The organism is Streptomyces blastmyceticus, assembly GCF_039521185.1.
Lineage (GTDB): Bacteria > Actinomycetota > Actinomycetes > Streptomycetales > Streptomycetaceae > Streptomyces > Streptomyces blastmyceticus.
Genome location: NZ_BAAABW010000027.1, coordinates 140,518 through 157,256 on the forward strand (window position 1 = coordinate 140,518; position 16,739 = coordinate 157,256).

A 16,739-nucleotide genomic window follows, 5' to 3' on the forward strand; every position below is an offset into this window, starting at 1 on the left:
CCATAACCCTGCAGACATAAATCAAGACCGTGCGCCAGCCTTGCACAGGGAGGGTCCCCCAGAAACCCCTTCAAACCCCCTACGGACCCCTAGTTTTCGCTTGGGCCGCATATTCACCGGGCGGTCTTCCAGGACAACGCGTAATTCACCAGGGTGCCCGAGGATGCCGATACGGGCAAGAAAAAATGGTGCATGGAAAAGGATTTGGAGATGGAGGGGCGGCCTTTCGGTCCGCCCCTCCATCTCCCGGGGGATCGCCAGTTGGTCTTGAGGGCCGGTCAGCCGCGCGCGGCGGACCGGGGTGCCCGTTCGAGGAACGGGAGGAGGAGCTGAGGCACGGCTTCCTCCGCGAAGGCGATTCCCTGGGCTTCGGTCACGTCGTGGACCTTGTAGACGCCTTCCCCGGCGGCCGTGGTGGCGCCGAGGGTGAACAGTCCGGCCCGTCGCTGGAAGGGCGTCCGCGTGATCTTCCAGCCGATGATCCCCTCCCGCTGGAGGGCGACCGTTCGGTGCGCGAACGTCCCCGAGCTGGTGAGGAGGTAGCCGCCGCGCATCCCGTGCCCGAGCGTGCGGTACGCGTTGAACGCGAAGGCCACCAGGATGGGCACCAGGGCCAGGCCGGTGATCCAGCCGGCCCGTACGAGACCGGGGCCGAGCCACAGGCCGAGGCCGACCGGCACCGCGGCGATCAGCACCGCCCAGATCAGCGCCCGGTTGATGCGCCGCCGCAGGGCGGCCCGGGGGTGGCGCGTCAGCCCGGCCCGGGTGGTGAACGAGGGGTCCACACCCAGCACTTCGGAGGCCACCCGGCGGGCCTCCGCGCGGGGCACCGGCGGGGTCAGCACCCGGCGCTTGCGGTTGTCCTCGAGGTTGCCGAGGCCGCTGGCGACGGCGTTGAGCTTGGCGGCCCCGGCCCAGCGCAGCGGGATCGGCTCGACCAGCTCCACACCGCGCAGCCGCCGCTTCTCGAGGCTGACCGAGCGCGTGACCATCAGGCCGCGGCGGACCCGGAACATCCCGCCGTCCTCGCGCGTCAGCCGGTAGCCGTACCAGCTCTCGATGAAGGTGCCGGTGGAGCCGGCGATCCCGAGGACCACCAGGACCACCAGGGCCAGCAGGATTCCGTACCACAGCGGGAGCGAGCCGAAGCGGTCCTCGATGTCCTTGACGACCCCCCACTTCAGCGGGTCGACCTTCATCTCGTGCAGCGTGCGGTAGACGCTGGCGCCGGCGATGAGGACACCGCCGACGCCCCACACGCTCAGCGGGCCGTAGCGCAGCCAGGACCAGTCGAGTTCGCTGATCGGGCCGTTGTCCTCGACGGCGCCGACGATCCCGCGGCCGGCGTCGCGCCGCTCGATGATCTGCCGGCGCAGCTCGACGGCGTCCGCCTTGCTGATGCCCTCCAGCGCCAGCCGGTGTGCGGAGGAGGAGCTCTGCTCGCCGGTGGAAATGCTGAGCGTGGTGAGCCCGAAGAGCCGGTGCAGCGGGTTGGCGGTCAGGTCGACGCTGCGGATGCGCTCGATCGGTATCGACCGGCGGCTGCGGAAGAACAGTCCCGAGTGCAGGTCGACGAAGCTCTCGGTGACCCGGTAGCGGGTGGTGAACAGCCGCATCAGGCCGACGCCGCTGATGACCAGGAAGGTGGCGAACAGCGAGGCGAGGGTGATCAGGGTCTGCAGGTTGGTCTTCCCGGCTATCGCCAGGTCGACCAGGAACATCACCACCGGCGCGACCAGGACGGCGAGGTGGACCAGGAGCAGCCGGGAGTTGAGCCGCCCCCACTCGGGGCCTACATCGTGCGCCGACCCCTCGGCGGTGGTCTCGCGGCTCACGTCGCGTCCTCGGGAGTGGCCTGGGTGAACCGGGCCAGGTGTGCCACCAGGTCGTCGGCGAGCTGGTGGTCGATGCCCTTGATCTTCACCGCGCCGGAGGCGGAGGCGGTGGTCACGGTGACGCCGGAGAGCTTGAACATCTGCTGCAGCGGGCCGCGCAGGGTGTCCACGGTCTGCACACGGGACAGCGGGACGACGCGCCACTGCTGCCACAGCCAGCCGGAGGCCGCGTAGACCGCCTCGTCGGTGACCTCCCAACGGTGCACCCGGTAGCGCCAGGAGGGCATCACGGCCGCGTAGAGCAGGCCGGGCAGCAGCGAGGCCAGCGTCAGCCACATGAAGATCTCGCGGGTGGGCGGTATGGAGGCCCACAGGATCCCGAAGGTGAGCGGAAGCGGCACGGCGAACAGCGCGGACTGCAGCGTCCACCAGCCGACCGCTCGGCTCGACACCCGGTGCCGGGGCGGCCGGAGCCTCACATCTTCTTCCATGCGTTCCACTGCTGCTTCACCCAAGTTCTTCGATCACGGCACGTTCGCCGGCTGGTGGGATGTCTTCGCCTTGATCAGCCGGCCACCTGCGCGGCCTCGGCGGCGCGCACCCGACGCATCTTGGTGAGCAGGACGGCGGTGCGGGTCAGGACCATGGCCAGCGACATGAAGACGAATGCGTTGGAGTAGGTGTCCCGTCCACTGATCTTGTAGTCGATGGAGAAACGGATGAGATCGGCGGTGAACCAGTGCTCGGCCCCGTAGGCGAAGAGGACACGCCCGCTGGAGAGCACGACCCACACCAGCGCGTAGCCGATGCCGCCGTAGGTGTAGATGTCACCGGACTCATGACGATAGGCGGGCAACAACGTACCTGCAATGAGGCCGGCGATCACACCCACCCCGATGCCCACGAGCTGGAGCGAGACGTCGTTCCCCTGCGTGGGGAACGAGCGGACGAAGATGGCGATGATGACCGCCACGGCGATCACCGAGCGCACCATGCGCGCGGTGGTGATGCGCTTACGGCCGATGTCGGTGGCCAGGATAATGATCAGAATCGTGCCACTCGCGATGAGTGCGGTGACGAACTGACTCAAGTGGCTCATGTGCGATGTCTCCCGCCCGTGAAGGGCCCTCGGCTGCGGAGCGCCACCTCTCCGGCGTCCTGGTGTCAACGCTAGGCGCGGGCCGCCGCCGCCGTGACCACTGACCGGTGGGTTCCGACTGTCCACCGTCCGGTGGACACGGTGGACGCACGTGGTAGGACTATGAGGTGCGCACTCACTTCCTGCGAGGCGTGCCACAGACCCGGCGCGACGCGCCCCAGGACGGCGCGTTCTACGGACCCGAGTCCGGGACCCGCTGGTTCGGTCTGTGGGACGGCTTCTTCGCGGTCTCCTATTTCGTCTCGGCCACGCTGCTGTTCATCTCCGGCGCCCATGCCCTCGGCATCGGCGCGCTGACGCTGATGGTGCCCTGGTACGCGGGCTTCGGCCGGCCGCTGATGGTCAGCGGCACGACCGGCCCGCGCAACCTGGTCTTCGTCGGCGTCCTGTTGCTGCTGTTCGCCGTCACCACCGCGTTCAGCCTCTCCGGCGCCTTCGCGATGTTCGCCGTCGTACCCATGCTGATCATGAGCGTGTCGATGCCGCGGGCCATCGCCATGGTCGTCGCGGCCAATCTGTGGTGCGTGGCGGTGGTGTGGTTCCGCGGCGAGAGCCTGGGGCTGAGCGTCCTGCAGGTGCTGCCCATCGCGCTGCTGAGCATCGCGCTGTCCACGCTGCTCGGGCTGTGGATCAAGCGGGTGGTACGGCAGAGCGAGGAGCGCGGCAGCCTCATCGAGGATCTGCAGCGCAGCCGCGAGCGGGTGGCCCGGCTCTCCCACGAGGCGGGCATCGCCGCCGAGCGCGAGCGGCTGGCGCGGGAGATCCACGACACCATCGCGCAGGGGCTGACCAGCATCATCAGCCTCGTGCAGACGGTCGAGGCGGAGCTGGACGACTCCCCCGCCCTGGCCCGCACCCATCTGTCGCTGGCCGGCCGGGTGGCCAAGGAGTCACTGGCCGAGGCACGGGACTTCGTCACCGCCCTCACCCCGCCCGCGCTGCGCGGCAGTTCACTGGTGCAGGCCGTGCGCCGGCAGACGGACGGCCTGGTCGCCGAGACCGGCCTGGACGCGCGCTGCACGGTCCAGGGCACCGAGCGGCCGCTGCCGATGGCCGTGAGCGTCGTCCTGCTGCGCTCGGTCCAGGAGGCCATCGCCAACGTGCGCAAGCACGCCACCCGCGCCCGTACGGTCGAGGTGCTGGTGGCCTACGAGGCGGAGACCGTCCGCGTCGTCGTCCGCGACGACGGCCAGGGCTTCACCCCGGACGACAGCCAGGAAGGGTACGGGCTGCGCGGCATGCAGGCCAGGGCGGCGGAGATCAACGGGTCGGCGACCGTCAGCAGCCTTCCCGGGCAGGGCACCACGATCGAGGTGACCGCCCCGCTGGGCGCGGTCGGCCAGGAGGCAGTCAGTGAATGAGACGAAGCCGGTCGCGGTGCTGCTGGCCGACGACCACCCGGTGGTCCGCGAGGGCCTCAGCGCCATGCTGGAGTCCGCCGCCGACATCACCGTCGTCGGCCAGGCGGGCTCCGGCGAGGAGGCCATCGTCCAGGCCGCCGCCCTCCGGCCCGACATCGTCCTGCTCGACCTGCGCATGGGCGGCATGGACGGTGTCGCCGCCACCGGTCACATCCTGCGCCGCTGCCCCGGCACCAAGGTCGTCATCGTCACCACCTACGAGGACGACGCCGACATCCTCCGCGCCGTCGAGGCGGGCGCGGCCGGCTATCTCCTCAAGGGCAGTTCCCGGCAGGAGCTCATCGACGCCGTCCACACCGCGGCCCGCGGCGAGACCGTCCTCACCCCGTCCCTCGCCGGCAAGCTCTTCCGGGCCCGGGTCGTGGAGCCCTCGCCGCTCTCCGGCCGCGAGTGCGAGGTCCTCGGCCTCGTCAGCCAGGGCCTCACCAACGCCGAGATCGGCGCCCGGCTGTTCATCAGCGAAGCCACCGTCAAGACCCACCTCCTGCGCTCCTTCAAGAAGCTCGGGGTCTCCGACCGCACGGCAGCGGTCATGACGGCTCTGGAGCGGGGCCTGCTGTGACAACCGGGGCCTGCTGAAGCAGAGGCCGGGATCCGGTGCCCGGATCCCGGCCGTCGGCTAGGAGACCCCGGTCAGGCTGCTGTCGGCGAGCCTCGCGGGGAGGTCGCGCCTGCGCTTGACCTTCAGCTTCCGGTATATCCGGGTCAGATGCTGCTCCACCGTGCTCACGGTGACGACCAGCTTGGACGCGATCTCCCGGTTCGTGTTCCCGTGCGCGGCCAGGAGCGCGACCCGCGCCTCCGCCTCGGTCAGCGCCTCGACCTCGCGCTGTACCGCGTCCCCGTCACCGGTCTGCTCGGCCGCGGCGACGAAGTCCGAGCCGTCGCCGTGACCGGGGATCAGCTGCCGGCACAGCGGCTCCGCCCCGCACGCCTTGGCGACGTGCCAGGCCTTGCGCATCAGCACCCGCGCCCGGTTGAAGTCGCCGAGCGCGCGGTAGCCCATGCCCAACTCGCCCAGTGCGCCCGCGAGCTGGAGCCGGTCGCCCCCGTCCTCCAGGATCTCGACGGCTTCCTTGAGCCGGGGCAGCCGGCGCTTGAGGTCCTCGCCGCGGGCGAGGATCGGCAGCAGCGCGCCGCGCACCCGCTGGTTGCCGGGGCTGCGCCGCAGCTGCTCCTCGGCGAGGCCGTGGGCCCGTTCGGTCTCGTCCAGGGCCAGCCACGCCTCCGCCGCGTCCAGTCGCCACGGCATCAGCTGGGGGGTGTCCACCCGCCAGGCGGACATCAGCTCGCCGCAGGTCATGAAGTCGCCGAGGGCGGCGTGGAAGCGGCCGGTGGCAAGGTGGCAGCGGCCCCTGGCGCGCAGGTAGTGGAGCCCGGGCAGGGTGTGGTAGATCCCGTCGGGGACCGGCTGTTCCAGGAGCGCCATGGCCTCCTCGTAACGGCCCATGCCGGTCTCGGCCTGGATCAGGGTGGCCAGCGGCAGGCCGATGGCCACGCCCCAGCCGGCCGGGGAGATCCGGGATATCGCGGTCCGCGCCTGGTGCGCGGCCACCGGCAGATCTCCCTGGCGCAGCGCGATCTCCGCGCGTACGGCGGACAGCACCGCCTGCCAGGACGGCGCCCGGCGGGTCGCGCACTCGCCGAGCAGCCGTTCGCACCAGGACTGGGCGAGGTCGAGCCGGTCGGCGTAGACGAGCGCCATCAGGGCGAAGGCCAGGGGCTGCAGGGCACTGTCGGACAGGTGGTAGCGCTGCAGGACGCGTTCGGCCTCGGCGACCGCGTGGTGCGCCCGGCCGTCGGTCAGGGCGGCGTTCACGGTGGCCGCGGACTGCGCGTGCGCCTCGCCCGCCAGGTCACGCGGTCCGGTGGAGACCGCCACGGCGGCGCCGACGGCGGGGATGCGGGACCGCAGGGGCGGGCTGATCATGGTGAGCCAGTGGGCGGTGGCGGCCAGTGCCGCGTCCGGCACGGCGTCGCCGCCGGCCGCCCGGTCCAGGCTGCCCGCGAGGCCCAGCCCGCCCGATACCAGCAGGCCCGCGCCCGGCATGCCCAGGGCGCCCGGAGCGACGGAGGCACCCGCCGCGCCGGACAGCCGGGCGACGACGTCCGCGGCCCGCTCCAGCCGGCCGGACCAGGCGAGGTACGAGACGGACAGCGCCAGGTCGCGCGGAGCGATGCGGCCGGCCTCCAGCTCGACGGCGAGCTGCGGAAGATACGTTTCGGCAACCGCCGGGCCCAGCCGCCAGGCGATGCTGACCAGCCGGATCTGCAGGGCCGCGCGCTCGTGCCCGTCCCGGCAGGCCGCGTGCGCGAGTTCGAGACAGCGCAACGCGAACTCCAGGTCCTCCTCGACCAGCGCGTACTCGGCGGCCTCGCGCAGCACCGGCACCGCCCAGTGCTCGGCCTCGCGCCGGGCGGCGACCAGGTGCCGGGCGATCTCCAGCGCGGCGGCGCCGTCGCCGTGCAGCAGCTCGGCGGCCCGCCGGTGCAGCGCGGCGAGGGTGGGGGCGGGGACGGCGCCGAGCACGGCGGCGCGCGCGGCGGGGCTGCGGAAGGCGCCGCCCTCCAGCACCGCGCACTGGTGCAGGTCCTGCACCCCCTGCTCGACGGCCCCGGCGGTGAGACCGAGCAACTCGCCGAGCAGCGCAGGGCAGTCGGCGTCACCGAGGACGGCGACGCCCTGGGCGATGGTCAGCACATCGGGTGTGCCGCGGTGCAGACAGCCGAGGAGGGCCTGGGCGTACGCCTCGCCGGGGACCGGCCGCTGCAGGGACTCGCCGTGTTCGCCGCCGGCCCGCCAGTCCTCCAGCAGGGCGCGCAGCAGCAGCGGGCTGCCGCCGGTGAGGCGGTGGCACTCGGGTGCCAGCCGGTCGGCGACGGCGCTGGAGACATGCTCGGTCAGTACGTGGGAGATGCCCGGCTCGGTGAGCATGTGCAGCCGCAGCCGGCCGCAGTTGGGCTGGCGCAGCAGCTCCACGTGGAACGTCAGCTGCTCGTGACGCAGCCGCGTGGACTCGGTGAGCACCACGAGCACCTTGGACTGCCGCACCCGGCGGGCCAGGTGGAGCAGGAACTGCAGGGAGTGCGCGTCGCCCCAGTGGACGTCGTCGACCGTGATGACGAGGGTGCGCTCCTCGGCCAGCTGCAGCAGCACGGAGGAGACGCGGGACATCATCCGCAGCCGGGCCGCCGCGTCGTCCCCCTCGCCGCCGTCCGCCCCGTCCAGCAGCGCGATCACCTCGGCGCGGGCCGCGGGCGGCATGGCAGCGTTGTCAAAGACCTTCTTGAGCAGTCCGAAGGACAGCTCGCGCTCCGACCGGGAGCCGGTGGTCTCCAGCAGCAGCGCGTCGCGGGCGAGCGCCTGCCCCGCGAACCTGTCGAGCAGGTCGGTTTTCCCGCTGGCGACCGCGCCGCTGATGAGCGCCAGCCGCCCCCTGCCCCGTTCCGCGCTGCCCAGCATTTCGGCGAGCGCGGCGAGGTGGTTCTCACGTTCGGAAATTTTGACAGGCATGGAAGTCCGTCCCCCGGAAATCCGGCCCGCGACCCGGCAGTCAGCCGGGACTGCGAGGATTGTGCATTGACGCGGAGGCGCGCTCCGGTCAGTGCTGCTGTGAGCTTGCCGCGGAGAGCTTCGCGGAGACGATCTCAATGATCTTCTGCGAATGGTTGGCCAAGAAGAAGTGACCACCAGGGAACACATGGATGTCGAAGTCGCCGGCGGTGTGCGCACGCCACGCCTCGGCCTCTTCGAGGCTGGTCCTGGGGTCGTCGTCACCGGTGAACACGGTGATCGGGGCGCGCAGGGTGGCTCCGGGCTCGGAGCGGTAGGTCTCGATGGCCGTGTAGTCGCTGCGGATCGCGGGCAGCACCATCCGCAGGATCTCCTCGTTGCCGAGGACGCGGGCGTCGGTGCCGCTCAGGAGCTGCATCTCCTTCACGATGCCGTCGTCGTCACGGCGGTGCACGTTCTCGTCCCGGTAACGGGACGGTGCCCGGCGGCCGGAGGCGAACACGGCGACCGGTCCGGTCCCCGTCTCACGCTCCAGGCGCAGTGCCACCTCGTAGGCGAGGACCGCGCCCATGCTGTGCCCGAAGAACGCCGTGGGCACGTCGAGCCAGGGCTTCAGCTCGGCGGCGATGGCGTCCGCGTAGTCGGGGATGTTCTCGATGCCCGGGTCCAGCCGTCGTTCCTGGCGTCCGGGGTACTGCAGACACAGGACGTCGACGGCCGGGGAAAGCGCCTGGGACATCGGGAAATAAAAGGGCGCGGAACCTCCGGCGTGCGGGAGGCAGACAAGTCGGACGCTGCCTTCCGGAGCGGGATGGAACCGGCGCACCCAGGCGCTGTTTTCTCGCTGTTCACCCATGTGCCGAAGAGTCTTTCCCTCAAGTTCCGTACGCCAACTGCCATGCGTATGCCGGGATATGCGCCAGAACACAAGCGCCCCGGGTGGATTTCATGTCTATCACGGCAGTTGAAGCAGGGGGTACCCCTATGTTTGAGCCCCTACCCCTGAAAGTCCGCACGCCGAAAGCGCCATGTGCCCGGCGGTCGCCCCTTCGCCCCCCGGACGTATGGGTATCGTTAAAAACTCATATGTCGACGATGCCGGGCTTCCGGGAGGACACCCAGTGAGGATCGCTTGCCAGCAGGCGGCGTGCGGCACGACCGGCCTGGCCCACTCCCTGAGTCGGCTGCGCCGGGCGGCGCGCCGGGCGGCCGAGGCGGGAGCCGAGCTGCTCGTCACTCCCGAGATCTCCGTCGGCGGCTATCCGCTGCTCACGGCCAACCTTGCGGAAGCATCCGGTCCGGTTGACGGCCCGCAGTGCGCGGAAGTTTCCGCCATCGCCCGCGAGTTCTCGATCGCCCTGGTGCACGGCTGGCCGGAGACCGACGGCGACCGGCTCCACAACTCCGCCCGGCTGGTCTCCCCGCAGGGCGACACCCTCGCCGTCTACCGCAAGGCCCATCTGTACGGGCGCGGCGAGCGCGCCATGTTCACCCCCGGCGGGCAGGGGGTGGTGCAGGCGTCGTACAAGGGCCTGACACTGGGGCTGCTGATCTGCTACGACGTCGAGTTCCCGGAGGCCGTACGGGCCCACGGGGTGGCCGGCACCGATGTGCTGCTGGTGCCCACGGGCCTCATGCGCCCCTGGGATTTCGTGGCCCGCACCCTGGTGCCGGCGCGCGCCTTCGAGAGCCAGCTGTACATCGCGTACGCCAACTGGACCGGCAGCCACGGCGGCATCGGATTCTGCGGGCACACCACGGTCGCGGCACCGGACGGCACCACTTCGGCACTGGCCGAGGAGGGCGAGGGGCTGCTGATCGCCGATGTCGACCCGGCGGTCCTCAGGCGCGCCCGCGCCGCCACCACGTATCTGCGCGACAGACGGCCGGAGCTCTACTCCTCATGACGCGGCGACGGCCGTAGCGGTTCCAACGGCCGTAGCCGCTTCAATCGGCGGCCGTGGGCCGGGGAGGGTGACGGACGTCGTCGGCGTATTCCTGGGCCCGCCCGCGCACGAGCGGGGGCAATTCCCCTTGGGCGAGGTCGGAAAGGGTGACGCATTCCAGCACCTGTCGGAGACTTACGCGCACGGCCCGCCAGACGTCCGGCAAAGCCGCCGCCGCGCCCGGGTAGTTGAGCCCGCTGAGCTGCAGGTCGCGTACGTTCGCGAGGGGTCCGTCGACAGCACGGATCACGTCGGCGAGGGTGATCTCCCCGGCCGGCCGGGCCAGGAAGTAGCCGCCGTCGGGGCCTCTGACGCTGCGCAGCAGTCTGTGCTGGCGGAGCTCCCGCAAAATGGACAGCAGGAAGCGCAGCGGGATGTCCTGCACCTCGGAGAGGTACTCCGCTTTGGTCGGCACGGCTTCGGTGCGGGCCAGTTCCGCCATGGCTCGTACCGCGTAATCCGCTCTGGCCGAAATCCGCATGGAAAGCAACCTCTCACACCTTCGCGCCCCGGCCGCGCCAACTACCCATCCCCACCTGCGAATCCACCGTGATCTACATCACGCGTGCCGGACGCGCGCATTCCCGTCTGGACCCATTTTCATATAGTGCATCGAGTTGGTGGAGAATACATCCGCTGGAGGTAGCAGTTGCTTGAGCAGGCGCACCAGGACCAGCACACAGTCGCGGTGATAGGTGCCGGCGCCGCCGGCACGCTCGTCGCCATCCATCTGTGCGAGATCGCCCGTCGGCGTCGCACCCGCTTGGAGCTGCTTCTGATCGATCCGGCGGAACAGGTCGGCACCGGAGCCGCGTTCGCGACCCAGGACAACAGACACCGGCTGAACGTCACGGCCGACAAGATGAGTTGCTATCCCGATGACGCGTCGCATTTCCTGCGCTGGCTCACGCGTCACGGGAACGCCAAGGCGACCGCCACCGAATTCGCCGCCCGCGGCGACTACGGCGCCTACCTCTCCGACACCCTTTCCGACGCCTCGGCCCGCGCCCGTACCGTCACACTGCGGCACATCCGCGGCCAAGTGACCGACTGCGCCTGGCACGGGAAGCAGGCGGCTCTCCGGCTGGCCGATCGTTCGGTCGTACGGGCCGACAGCGTCGTCCTCGCCACCGGCCCCCAAGCGGCTTCCGGCTCCTGGGCACCGGAAGAACTGCGCGACTCGGCCCGCTTCGTCCCGGACGCCTGGGCGCCCGGAGCGCTCGACGGCCCGCTCTCGTCCGGCGACGACGTACTGCTCGTCGGTACGGGCCTCACGGCTGTCGACGTGGCGCTGACCCTCGACCGCGACGACCGCACCATCCATGCCGTGTCACGCAGCGGCACCCTGCCGGCCGCCCACGCCGTCACCCCGCTGGCTCCGGTCGCCCCGCCCGGGTCGCTCGACGGCCTTCCGCTGAGCCGGCTCCGCAGGGACGTCTACCGGCACGTGCGCCGTACGCTCCGATGTCACGGCGACTGGCGACCCGCGCTCGACGGACTGCGACCGCTGACCGCCCGGCTGTGGAGTGCCCTGCCGGACGGTGACAGGGCCGAATTCCTCACCCGTGACCGTTCCTTGTGGAACTCCCACCGGCATCGCATGGCCCCGGCGACCGCGGAGGCGATCGCCCGCCTCCGGGAGTCCCAACGGCTGCGCGTATCCGCGGGCCAGGTCGCCACCGTCCGAAGCACGGAGACGGGCGAAGCGACGGACCCCGGAGCTCTGTCCGTGACCTTGGACAACGGCCGCACCCTGAAGGTCGGCTGGGTCGTGGACTGCACCGGACCGGCGGCCCGCCTCACCGAGTCCACCGACCCGCTGGACCACGGCCTGCTCGCGTCCGGCCTGGCCGCACCCGGTCCGCTCGGCATCGGATACGCGACGGATCCCGACGGCCGGCTCATCGGCGACGACACGGTCGCGGGCCCGCCCATGTGGACGCTCGGCGCCCATCGGCGCGGCGAGCTCTGGGAGAGCACGGCCATCCCCGAGATCCGCGGGCAGGCCGCCGGTATCGCGAAGGTGCTCCTCGACGAGGCCGCCCCGCTGCCCCCGGCCCCGGCGCGCCGCAGGCCCGTGGACAACCTGGGCGAACCCCTCAGCACCGACCCGTCGGCGGCGGCCACCTACCGGATCGGCCTGCAGCGCCTGATGAAGGTGCGCTCCGGGGCCGATCGCGCCTTCCTCCAGGCCGTCGAACTGGACCCGGGCTTCGCCCTGGCCCACGCGGCACTCGCCATGCTGGGCCACGAAGGCGGCGCCGAGGTCGACGTACCACGCGCCCTCGCCGACGCCCAGCGAGCCGTCCGGGAACGCGGCGACGCACGCGAACGCGGCCTGGTCGACGTCATCACACGCCGCATCCAGGGCCCGGCAGGCGACGGCGACGCCGTCCTGCTGCAACACATCAGCGACCACCCCCGCGACGCCCTGGCCCTGAGCATGGCCGTACCCACCATCGCCTTCTCCGGCGTCACGGACCTGCGCGACGATGCCTACGAACTGGTCGCCCGCACGGCACCGGCCCATGCGGGCCACTGGTTCCACACCTCCCTCCTCGCGTTCATCCGGCAGGAGCTGGGCGCCTTCGACGAGGCGGGCGCGCTCGCCCGCCGGGCCCTGACCTCCGAGGCCGACTCCGGCCACGCCGTACACGCGCTGGCGCACGTCCACTACGAGTGCGGCGACCACCAGGACGGCCTGCGCTGGCTCGACTCCTGGATCGGCGACCACGGACAGGGCGCCACACACGGCGCGCACTTCGCCTGGCACGCCGCACTCCACGAACTGGCCCTGGACGACGCGACCGCCGTACGCCGACGCTGGTCCGTCCAGCTCGCCCCGCCCCAGGTGCGCGGCATCCGCGCACTCGTCGACTCCGTGTCCATGCTCTGGCGCGCCCAGCTGACCGGCCAGTGGACCGGCGCCGTACCGATCGCCGAGGTCCTCAGCGAGGTCGCGAACGAGACCCTCGAACGGCCGGTGACACCATTCACCGCCCTGCACAGCGTGATAGCCCTCACCGCGGCCCGCGAAATCTGCGCCCTGCACCGCCTCGGACGCTACGCCGCGCAACACAGCGACCCCGTCCAACGCGAGGTCATCCACCCCCTGTGCGAGGCGATGGCCGCCGTGGCAGAAGAACGCTGGAACGACGCCGCGCCCGCCCTTCAGGCCCTCTTGCCGGCCCTCCCCCGCGTTGGCGGCAGCGCGGCCCAACGCGAAGTCATCGAGGAGACCCTCCTGTACGCCCTGGCGTCGGCGGGCCGCTGCACGGAGGCCGACCGCCTGCTGCAGGACCGCTTGGACCGGCGGTCCTCGCCTCTGGATCATCGGCGGTTGGGGCGACTGGCGACGATCTGAGGGGCGGGGGCGCTCGCGCTGCGGGCCTTCCTGGGGCGCCCGCAGCCCGCGGACCGGGATGGCCGAGTCGGGACTGACGAACCCGCTACTCGGCCCGCACCGGTCGCGATCGAGCCGGGCTGCCAGCACACCGTCGAGGTGCGGCCGGTACTGACCGTGCCCGGCGGCCCGTGCCGCCCGGCACCGCGACACGACGGCGACGTCCTACCGGACACGTGATCAGCTCCGGACGGCTACGGCTCCTCGCCGACAGCCCCGGTCCGGCTGGCACGGGGCGTCTCGAAACGGGCGAGCCGGGGCAATCCGGCGCACGGCCTGTGAAGGCGCCGAAAGAGGCGCAGCATTGGTGCTTCCCGATGTGGGCCACCGCGCGGTGCGCGGGCTGAAGTTCACCGGCACAGTGCCCCAGCGCCGGCGAAGTCAGTGCGCTTTCACCTCAGCTCTCCCGCCTTACGGCAAACGGCGCGCCCAGCACGATCGGAACAGGGACTGCGCCAGCCGGGCCCCTGCGACGGGCTCCGCACGAAGTCAGGACAGAGTCCAACTCAGCACGGCTCCGAGACACGACCGATGAGCTTGGCCGCCAGATCAGCCGCCCTTCGCCACTGTCGAACGAGCGTCACGGCGGAGAGAACAATGGCGTGCGGTGATCCCAGCAAGGAGTGGACCAGACGCCGTCAATCGTCAGCGTCGATCGTTGGGACGCCCCATGTAGACGGCGCCTCACTCATGGAGCGGACGACGTGCTCCCTTTCTCCTTCGTTCCGGCCACCGGAAGCACGTACTCACCGGCGAGACGCGCCAAGTGCAGCGGGAGGGGCCGGGCGAGCGGCGGGTAGTCGTCGTGGTAGCGCAGCTGGTGCGTGAGCGTCGCCCACTCCGCCGGCCGATCAGGCAGGTCCCCTTCACGCCCCGAGTCCGCCAGCGCCTTCTCCGACAGGCAGCCGAGCACGGTGATCTCCAGCTGCCCGGGGTTCCAGGCCGTCTTCCCGGGTGCTGTCCGGCCCTGTGCCGTGGGCGCCAGCTTCATGAGTCCCTTCGGCAGTTTCGCCACCGTGTGCGGCTTCGAGGCCGTACTCGCGAAGACACGGCTCTCCGTCTCCGCCGTCCCCCACACGCCCTCGGCGAAGCCGACCCTGCCCTTGGCGTCGTGGGCGTACCACTCCGCCACCTCCTCCCGCGCGTTGGCGTCCCGTACGAGCACCACCCGCAGGCCGTCGCCGTAGAGCGTGTGGCGCTGGGCGGGTTCGGTGCCGAAGCCGAGCATGTCGCGGTCCAGCTCGCCGTTGCGCAGGCCGGGCCAGCACTGGCGCAGATTACCGGCGTCCGCCAGCAGGAGCGTCGGGCGGTCGCGGAGCTGGAAGAGCAGCGCGCGGATCTGCCGCTCGGTCTCCCCCTGCCTGTGCTGCTCCACGCCCGGGCGGGCAGCGGGCCGGAGCCCTCCCCGGGCGGCCGCGCCATCGCCAGGGGCACCCGTATCAGCCTCTGCCACCGGTTCCACTGCCTGGGAGAGGAGCAGCAACAGCTTCGGGTACGGCACCCATTCGGCGCGCTCGGCGTTCCACCCCTCGATGACGCCCGGTCCTCCGTTCCCGGGGCGGACCCGCACCGCGACCAGCCGGCGAACGGGGCGCCGTGTGGGCCCCTTCCTGGTGTGGCGTACGAGCCAGAGCGCCACGTACTGGAGGTCGCCGGGAACTCCGGCCCCCACTCGATGGGCAGGCGGGCTGATCGCACCGAGCTGCCGGAAGGCGTCCAGCCAGGTCCACCTGGCCCGGTGCTCCAGGCCGTTGTCGGTGCCGTCAGGCAGGTTGACGAACTGGCTCAGCCGACCCTGCCGCGCCCAGGCGATGCGCAGCGCGTGCTTGGGGTCGGAGTCCAGGACGGCGGCGAAGCGCTCCTTGTCGGCGATCTCCGTGATCACGACTCCTGCCGCGTCGGGTCGCGGGACCACCCGGTCCGCCACAAGCCGACAGCGCCCTTCGACAGCTTCGGCCAGCCGGACGGCCCTGGGGCGCCTGCGCTCCCGGGAGATCGGCAAGGCGTCGGCCAAGGGCCCCGCGGGCCGGGCTCGTACCCGGATCTCGATCCCCTCGCCCCGCCACCGCCAGGTGTCGTCGTCGGCCGGCACCACCCTCTCTCCGGGAGGGAAGCCGATGAGCTTCGGCAGTTCCGCGAGCAATGCCGCACGGGTTTCCGGGGACTGCCAGAAGACATCGATCTCCAGGGGACGGCCGGCCAGTGCGCGTGCCAGCGCCGCCCGCCGCTGCAAGGCCAGCTGCGCGTCCCGGACGCCCGGACCACGTCCGACACCCGAACGAGGCAGCAATGAAGGGGTGTTACTCCGGGTGACCCGTGTGAGGTCGGGGACCCGGGTCAGCATGGGGCGCAGCCCTTCCTCGACCCAGGCGTCCAGATCCGCCCGCTCCTGTGGCATCAGCCCGGGTCCGACCTCGTGCGGGCCGATCGACGGGTGGTAGACGATGCCAGCGGCCACGTCCCCGGACCCGTTGATCCAGCGTTCCGGGTGGGAGAAGAGCGCCTCGGGCTGCGGGTAGTTGCGTACGATGTCCAGCTCGGGCACGAGCGGTGCGGGGCTGTGGTGGCGCCAGGCCAGTTCCTTCAGCCGCCGGTCGTAGCCAAGAGTGTTCGCCATCAGCCGGTGGCCCCGGTCCGGCCCTCCCGGCCACGGTAGCGGAGCATCGAGCAGGACGGTCGCGCCGCCGAGCTGGTGGGGGCGTACATCCAGCTGGGTGGCCCATCGACGTACCTGGGTGGACACATGGACACGGAACCGTGGGGCGAACGGCACGGTATGGACTGTGATGTTGAGGCAGCCCGAGTAGTACCAGGTCTGCCCGCGGCGCCCGTACCGCTGCGGCGGCCAGGAGACGAGTCGCGCACCGTTGCCCGAACTCTCGACGCGGAAGTGGAGTGTGGTGCCCCCGGTGCGGAACGTCCGGGCGGCCAGGCGGAAGGCGACCCACTCGGGCAGCAGGCTGTAGAGCCGTGCGGCGGGTTCGGCTGTTCCGCCCGCCGAGGTCACGGTCTCGGCGAGGTCGACCGATTCAGCCTCCCAATGTGGCAGCTGGACGGCCTCGGCCGGGTCGTCGGAGCGGAGCCTCTCCTCCAGATCGGCGCCTTCGGTGTCGTCCTCCTCCCGGTACATGCCCGACGCCCAGGTGCCGATCACCGGGGCCAGTACCTCCGGCGGGACGGCTTCCCGCGCGTAGAGCCACGGCAAGCGGCCGTCCGTTCCAGCGTTGCGGCCGGTCGCGATGACACCGGGGGCCATCGCCTGGAGCAGGGAGTTGAGCCTGCGTACGGGGAGCCGGTCGGGGCGGACGGAGCCCATTTCGGCCTCGGCGTACATCCTGGTGAGCTCGGTGTGCAGCTCCTCACCGAGCCGCAGCACCCTCATCTCCTCCCGCCACGGTCCATGGAGCGGGTCGGGTTCGTAGGCCGCGACGCGAATGGTGTGATACACGAAATTGCCTCCT

Annotated in this window: 11 protein-coding genes; 4 read left to right on the plus strand and 7 right to left on the minus strand. The window is 71.3% G+C overall.

Annotated elements, in window-relative coordinates; translation table 11 throughout:
* Positions 1-278: 278 nt before the first annotated feature.
* The 3 genes from ABD269_RS27415 to ABD269_RS27425 all read right to left on the minus strand — a co-directional run bounded on the left by ABD269_RS27415 (position 279) and on the right by ABD269_RS27425 (position 2,934).
* Positions 279-1,835 carry a PH domain-containing protein gene (locus ABD269_RS27415; RefSeq protein ID WP_344122137.1) on the minus strand — a complete coding sequence of 519 codons (1,557 nt, stop codon included), beginning with the start codon at positions 1,833-1,835 and terminating at the stop codon, positions 279-281.
* Entirely contained in the window at positions 1,832-2,326 is a 495-nt protein-coding gene (locus tag ABD269_RS27420; RefSeq protein ID WP_116215987.1) for a PH domain-containing protein, read from the minus strand. Before ABD269_RS27420 ends, ABD269_RS27415 begins: the two co-directional genes overlap by 4 nt.
* Before the next feature lie 74 nt (positions 2,327-2,400).
* Positions 2,401-2,934 (minus strand): hypothetical protein, encoded by a 534-nt coding sequence (locus tag ABD269_RS27425; RefSeq protein ID WP_116214353.1) that lies wholly within the window; start codon positions 2,932-2,934, stop codon positions 2,401-2,403.
* A 167-nt stretch (positions 2,935-3,101) separates the two neighbouring features.
* Between ABD269_RS27425 and ABD269_RS27430 the strand changes: the two genes are divergently transcribed.
* On the plus strand, positions 3,102-4,355 hold the full coding sequence (locus ABD269_RS27430) for a sensor histidine kinase (RefSeq protein ID WP_344122141.1): 1,254 nt from the start codon (positions 3,102-3,104) through the stop codon (positions 4,353-4,355).
* A complete protein-coding gene (locus tag ABD269_RS27435) occupies positions 4,348-4,977 on the plus strand; it encodes a response regulator transcription factor (RefSeq protein WP_344122143.1) in 630 nt (209 codons plus the stop codon). Before ABD269_RS27430 ends, ABD269_RS27435 begins: the two co-directional genes overlap by 8 nt.
* A gap of 57 nt (positions 4,978-5,034) precedes the next feature.
* Here the strand turns inward: ABD269_RS27435 and ABD269_RS27440 are convergent, their stop codons facing one another.
* Together ABD269_RS27440 and ABD269_RS27445 are read right to left on the minus strand one after the other, a co-directional pair.
* Positions 5,035-7,929, minus strand: a complete 2,895-nt coding sequence (locus ABD269_RS27440; protein WP_344122145.1) for a helix-turn-helix transcriptional regulator — start codon at positions 7,927-7,929, stop codon at positions 5,035-5,037.
* A gap of 88 nt (positions 7,930-8,017) precedes the next feature.
* Positions 8,018-8,785 (minus strand): thioesterase II family protein, encoded by a 768-nt coding sequence (locus ABD269_RS27445; protein WP_344122147.1) that lies wholly within the window; start codon positions 8,783-8,785, stop codon positions 8,018-8,020.
* Positions 8,786-8,993: 208 nt separating this feature from the next.
* On the opposite strand from ABD269_RS27445, the gene ABD269_RS27450 reads away from it, so the two are divergent.
* The gene (locus tag ABD269_RS27450; protein ID WP_425572993.1) at positions 8,994-9,836 is read left to right on the plus strand and encodes a carbon-nitrogen hydrolase family protein; all 843 of its coding nucleotides are present in this window, start codon (positions 8,994-8,996) and stop codon (positions 9,834-9,836) included.
* A 40-nt stretch (positions 9,837-9,876) separates the two neighbouring features.
* Here the strand turns inward: ABD269_RS27450 and ABD269_RS27455 are convergent, their stop codons facing one another.
* On the minus strand, positions 9,877-10,356 hold the full coding sequence (locus ABD269_RS27455; RefSeq protein ID WP_301891787.1) for an RrF2 family transcriptional regulator: 480 nt from the start codon (positions 10,354-10,356) through the stop codon (positions 9,877-9,879).
* Positions 10,357-10,524: 168 nt separating this feature from the next.
* Here ABD269_RS27455 and ABD269_RS27460 point away from each other — a divergent pair, with 168 nt between their 5' ends.
* On the plus strand, positions 10,525-13,239 hold the full coding sequence (locus tag ABD269_RS27460; RefSeq protein WP_344122152.1) for an FAD/NAD(P)-binding protein: 2,715 nt from the start codon (positions 10,525-10,527) through the stop codon (positions 13,237-13,239).
* A gap of 727 nt (positions 13,240-13,966) precedes the next feature.
* Here ABD269_RS27460 and ABD269_RS27465 read toward each other — a convergent pair.
* Positions 13,967-16,726, minus strand: coding sequence for a pPIWI_RE module domain-containing protein (locus tag ABD269_RS27465; protein WP_344122154.1), 2,760 nt, complete (start codon positions 16,724-16,726; stop codon positions 13,967-13,969).
* Between the last annotated feature and the right edge of the window lie 13 nt (positions 16,727-16,739).

Excerpts from the sequence above, each read along its gene's own strand:
- ABD269_RS27455 (WP_301891787.1), bottom strand. The coding sequence starts at position 10,356 with ATGCGGATTTCGGCCAGAGCGGATTACGCGGTACGAGCCATGGCGGAA.
- ABD269_RS27425 (WP_116214353.1), bottom strand. The coding sequence starts at position 2,934 with ATGAGCCACTTGAGTCAGTTCGTCACCGCACTCATCGCGAGTGGCACG.
- ABD269_RS27450 (WP_425572993.1), top strand. The coding sequence starts at position 8,994 with ATGGGTATCGTTAAAAACTCATATGTCGACGATGCCGGGCTTCCGGGA.
- ABD269_RS27445 (WP_344122147.1), bottom strand. The coding sequence starts at position 8,785 with ATGGGTGAACAGCGAGAAAACAGCGCCTGGGTGCGCCGGTTCCATCCC.
- ABD269_RS27420 (WP_116215987.1), bottom strand. The coding sequence starts at position 2,326 with ATGGAAGAAGATGTGAGGCTCCGGCCGCCCCGGCACCGGGTGTCGAGC.
- ABD269_RS27440 (WP_344122145.1), bottom strand. The coding sequence starts at position 7,929 with ATGCCTGTCAAAATTTCCGAACGTGAGAACCACCTCGCCGCGCTCGCC.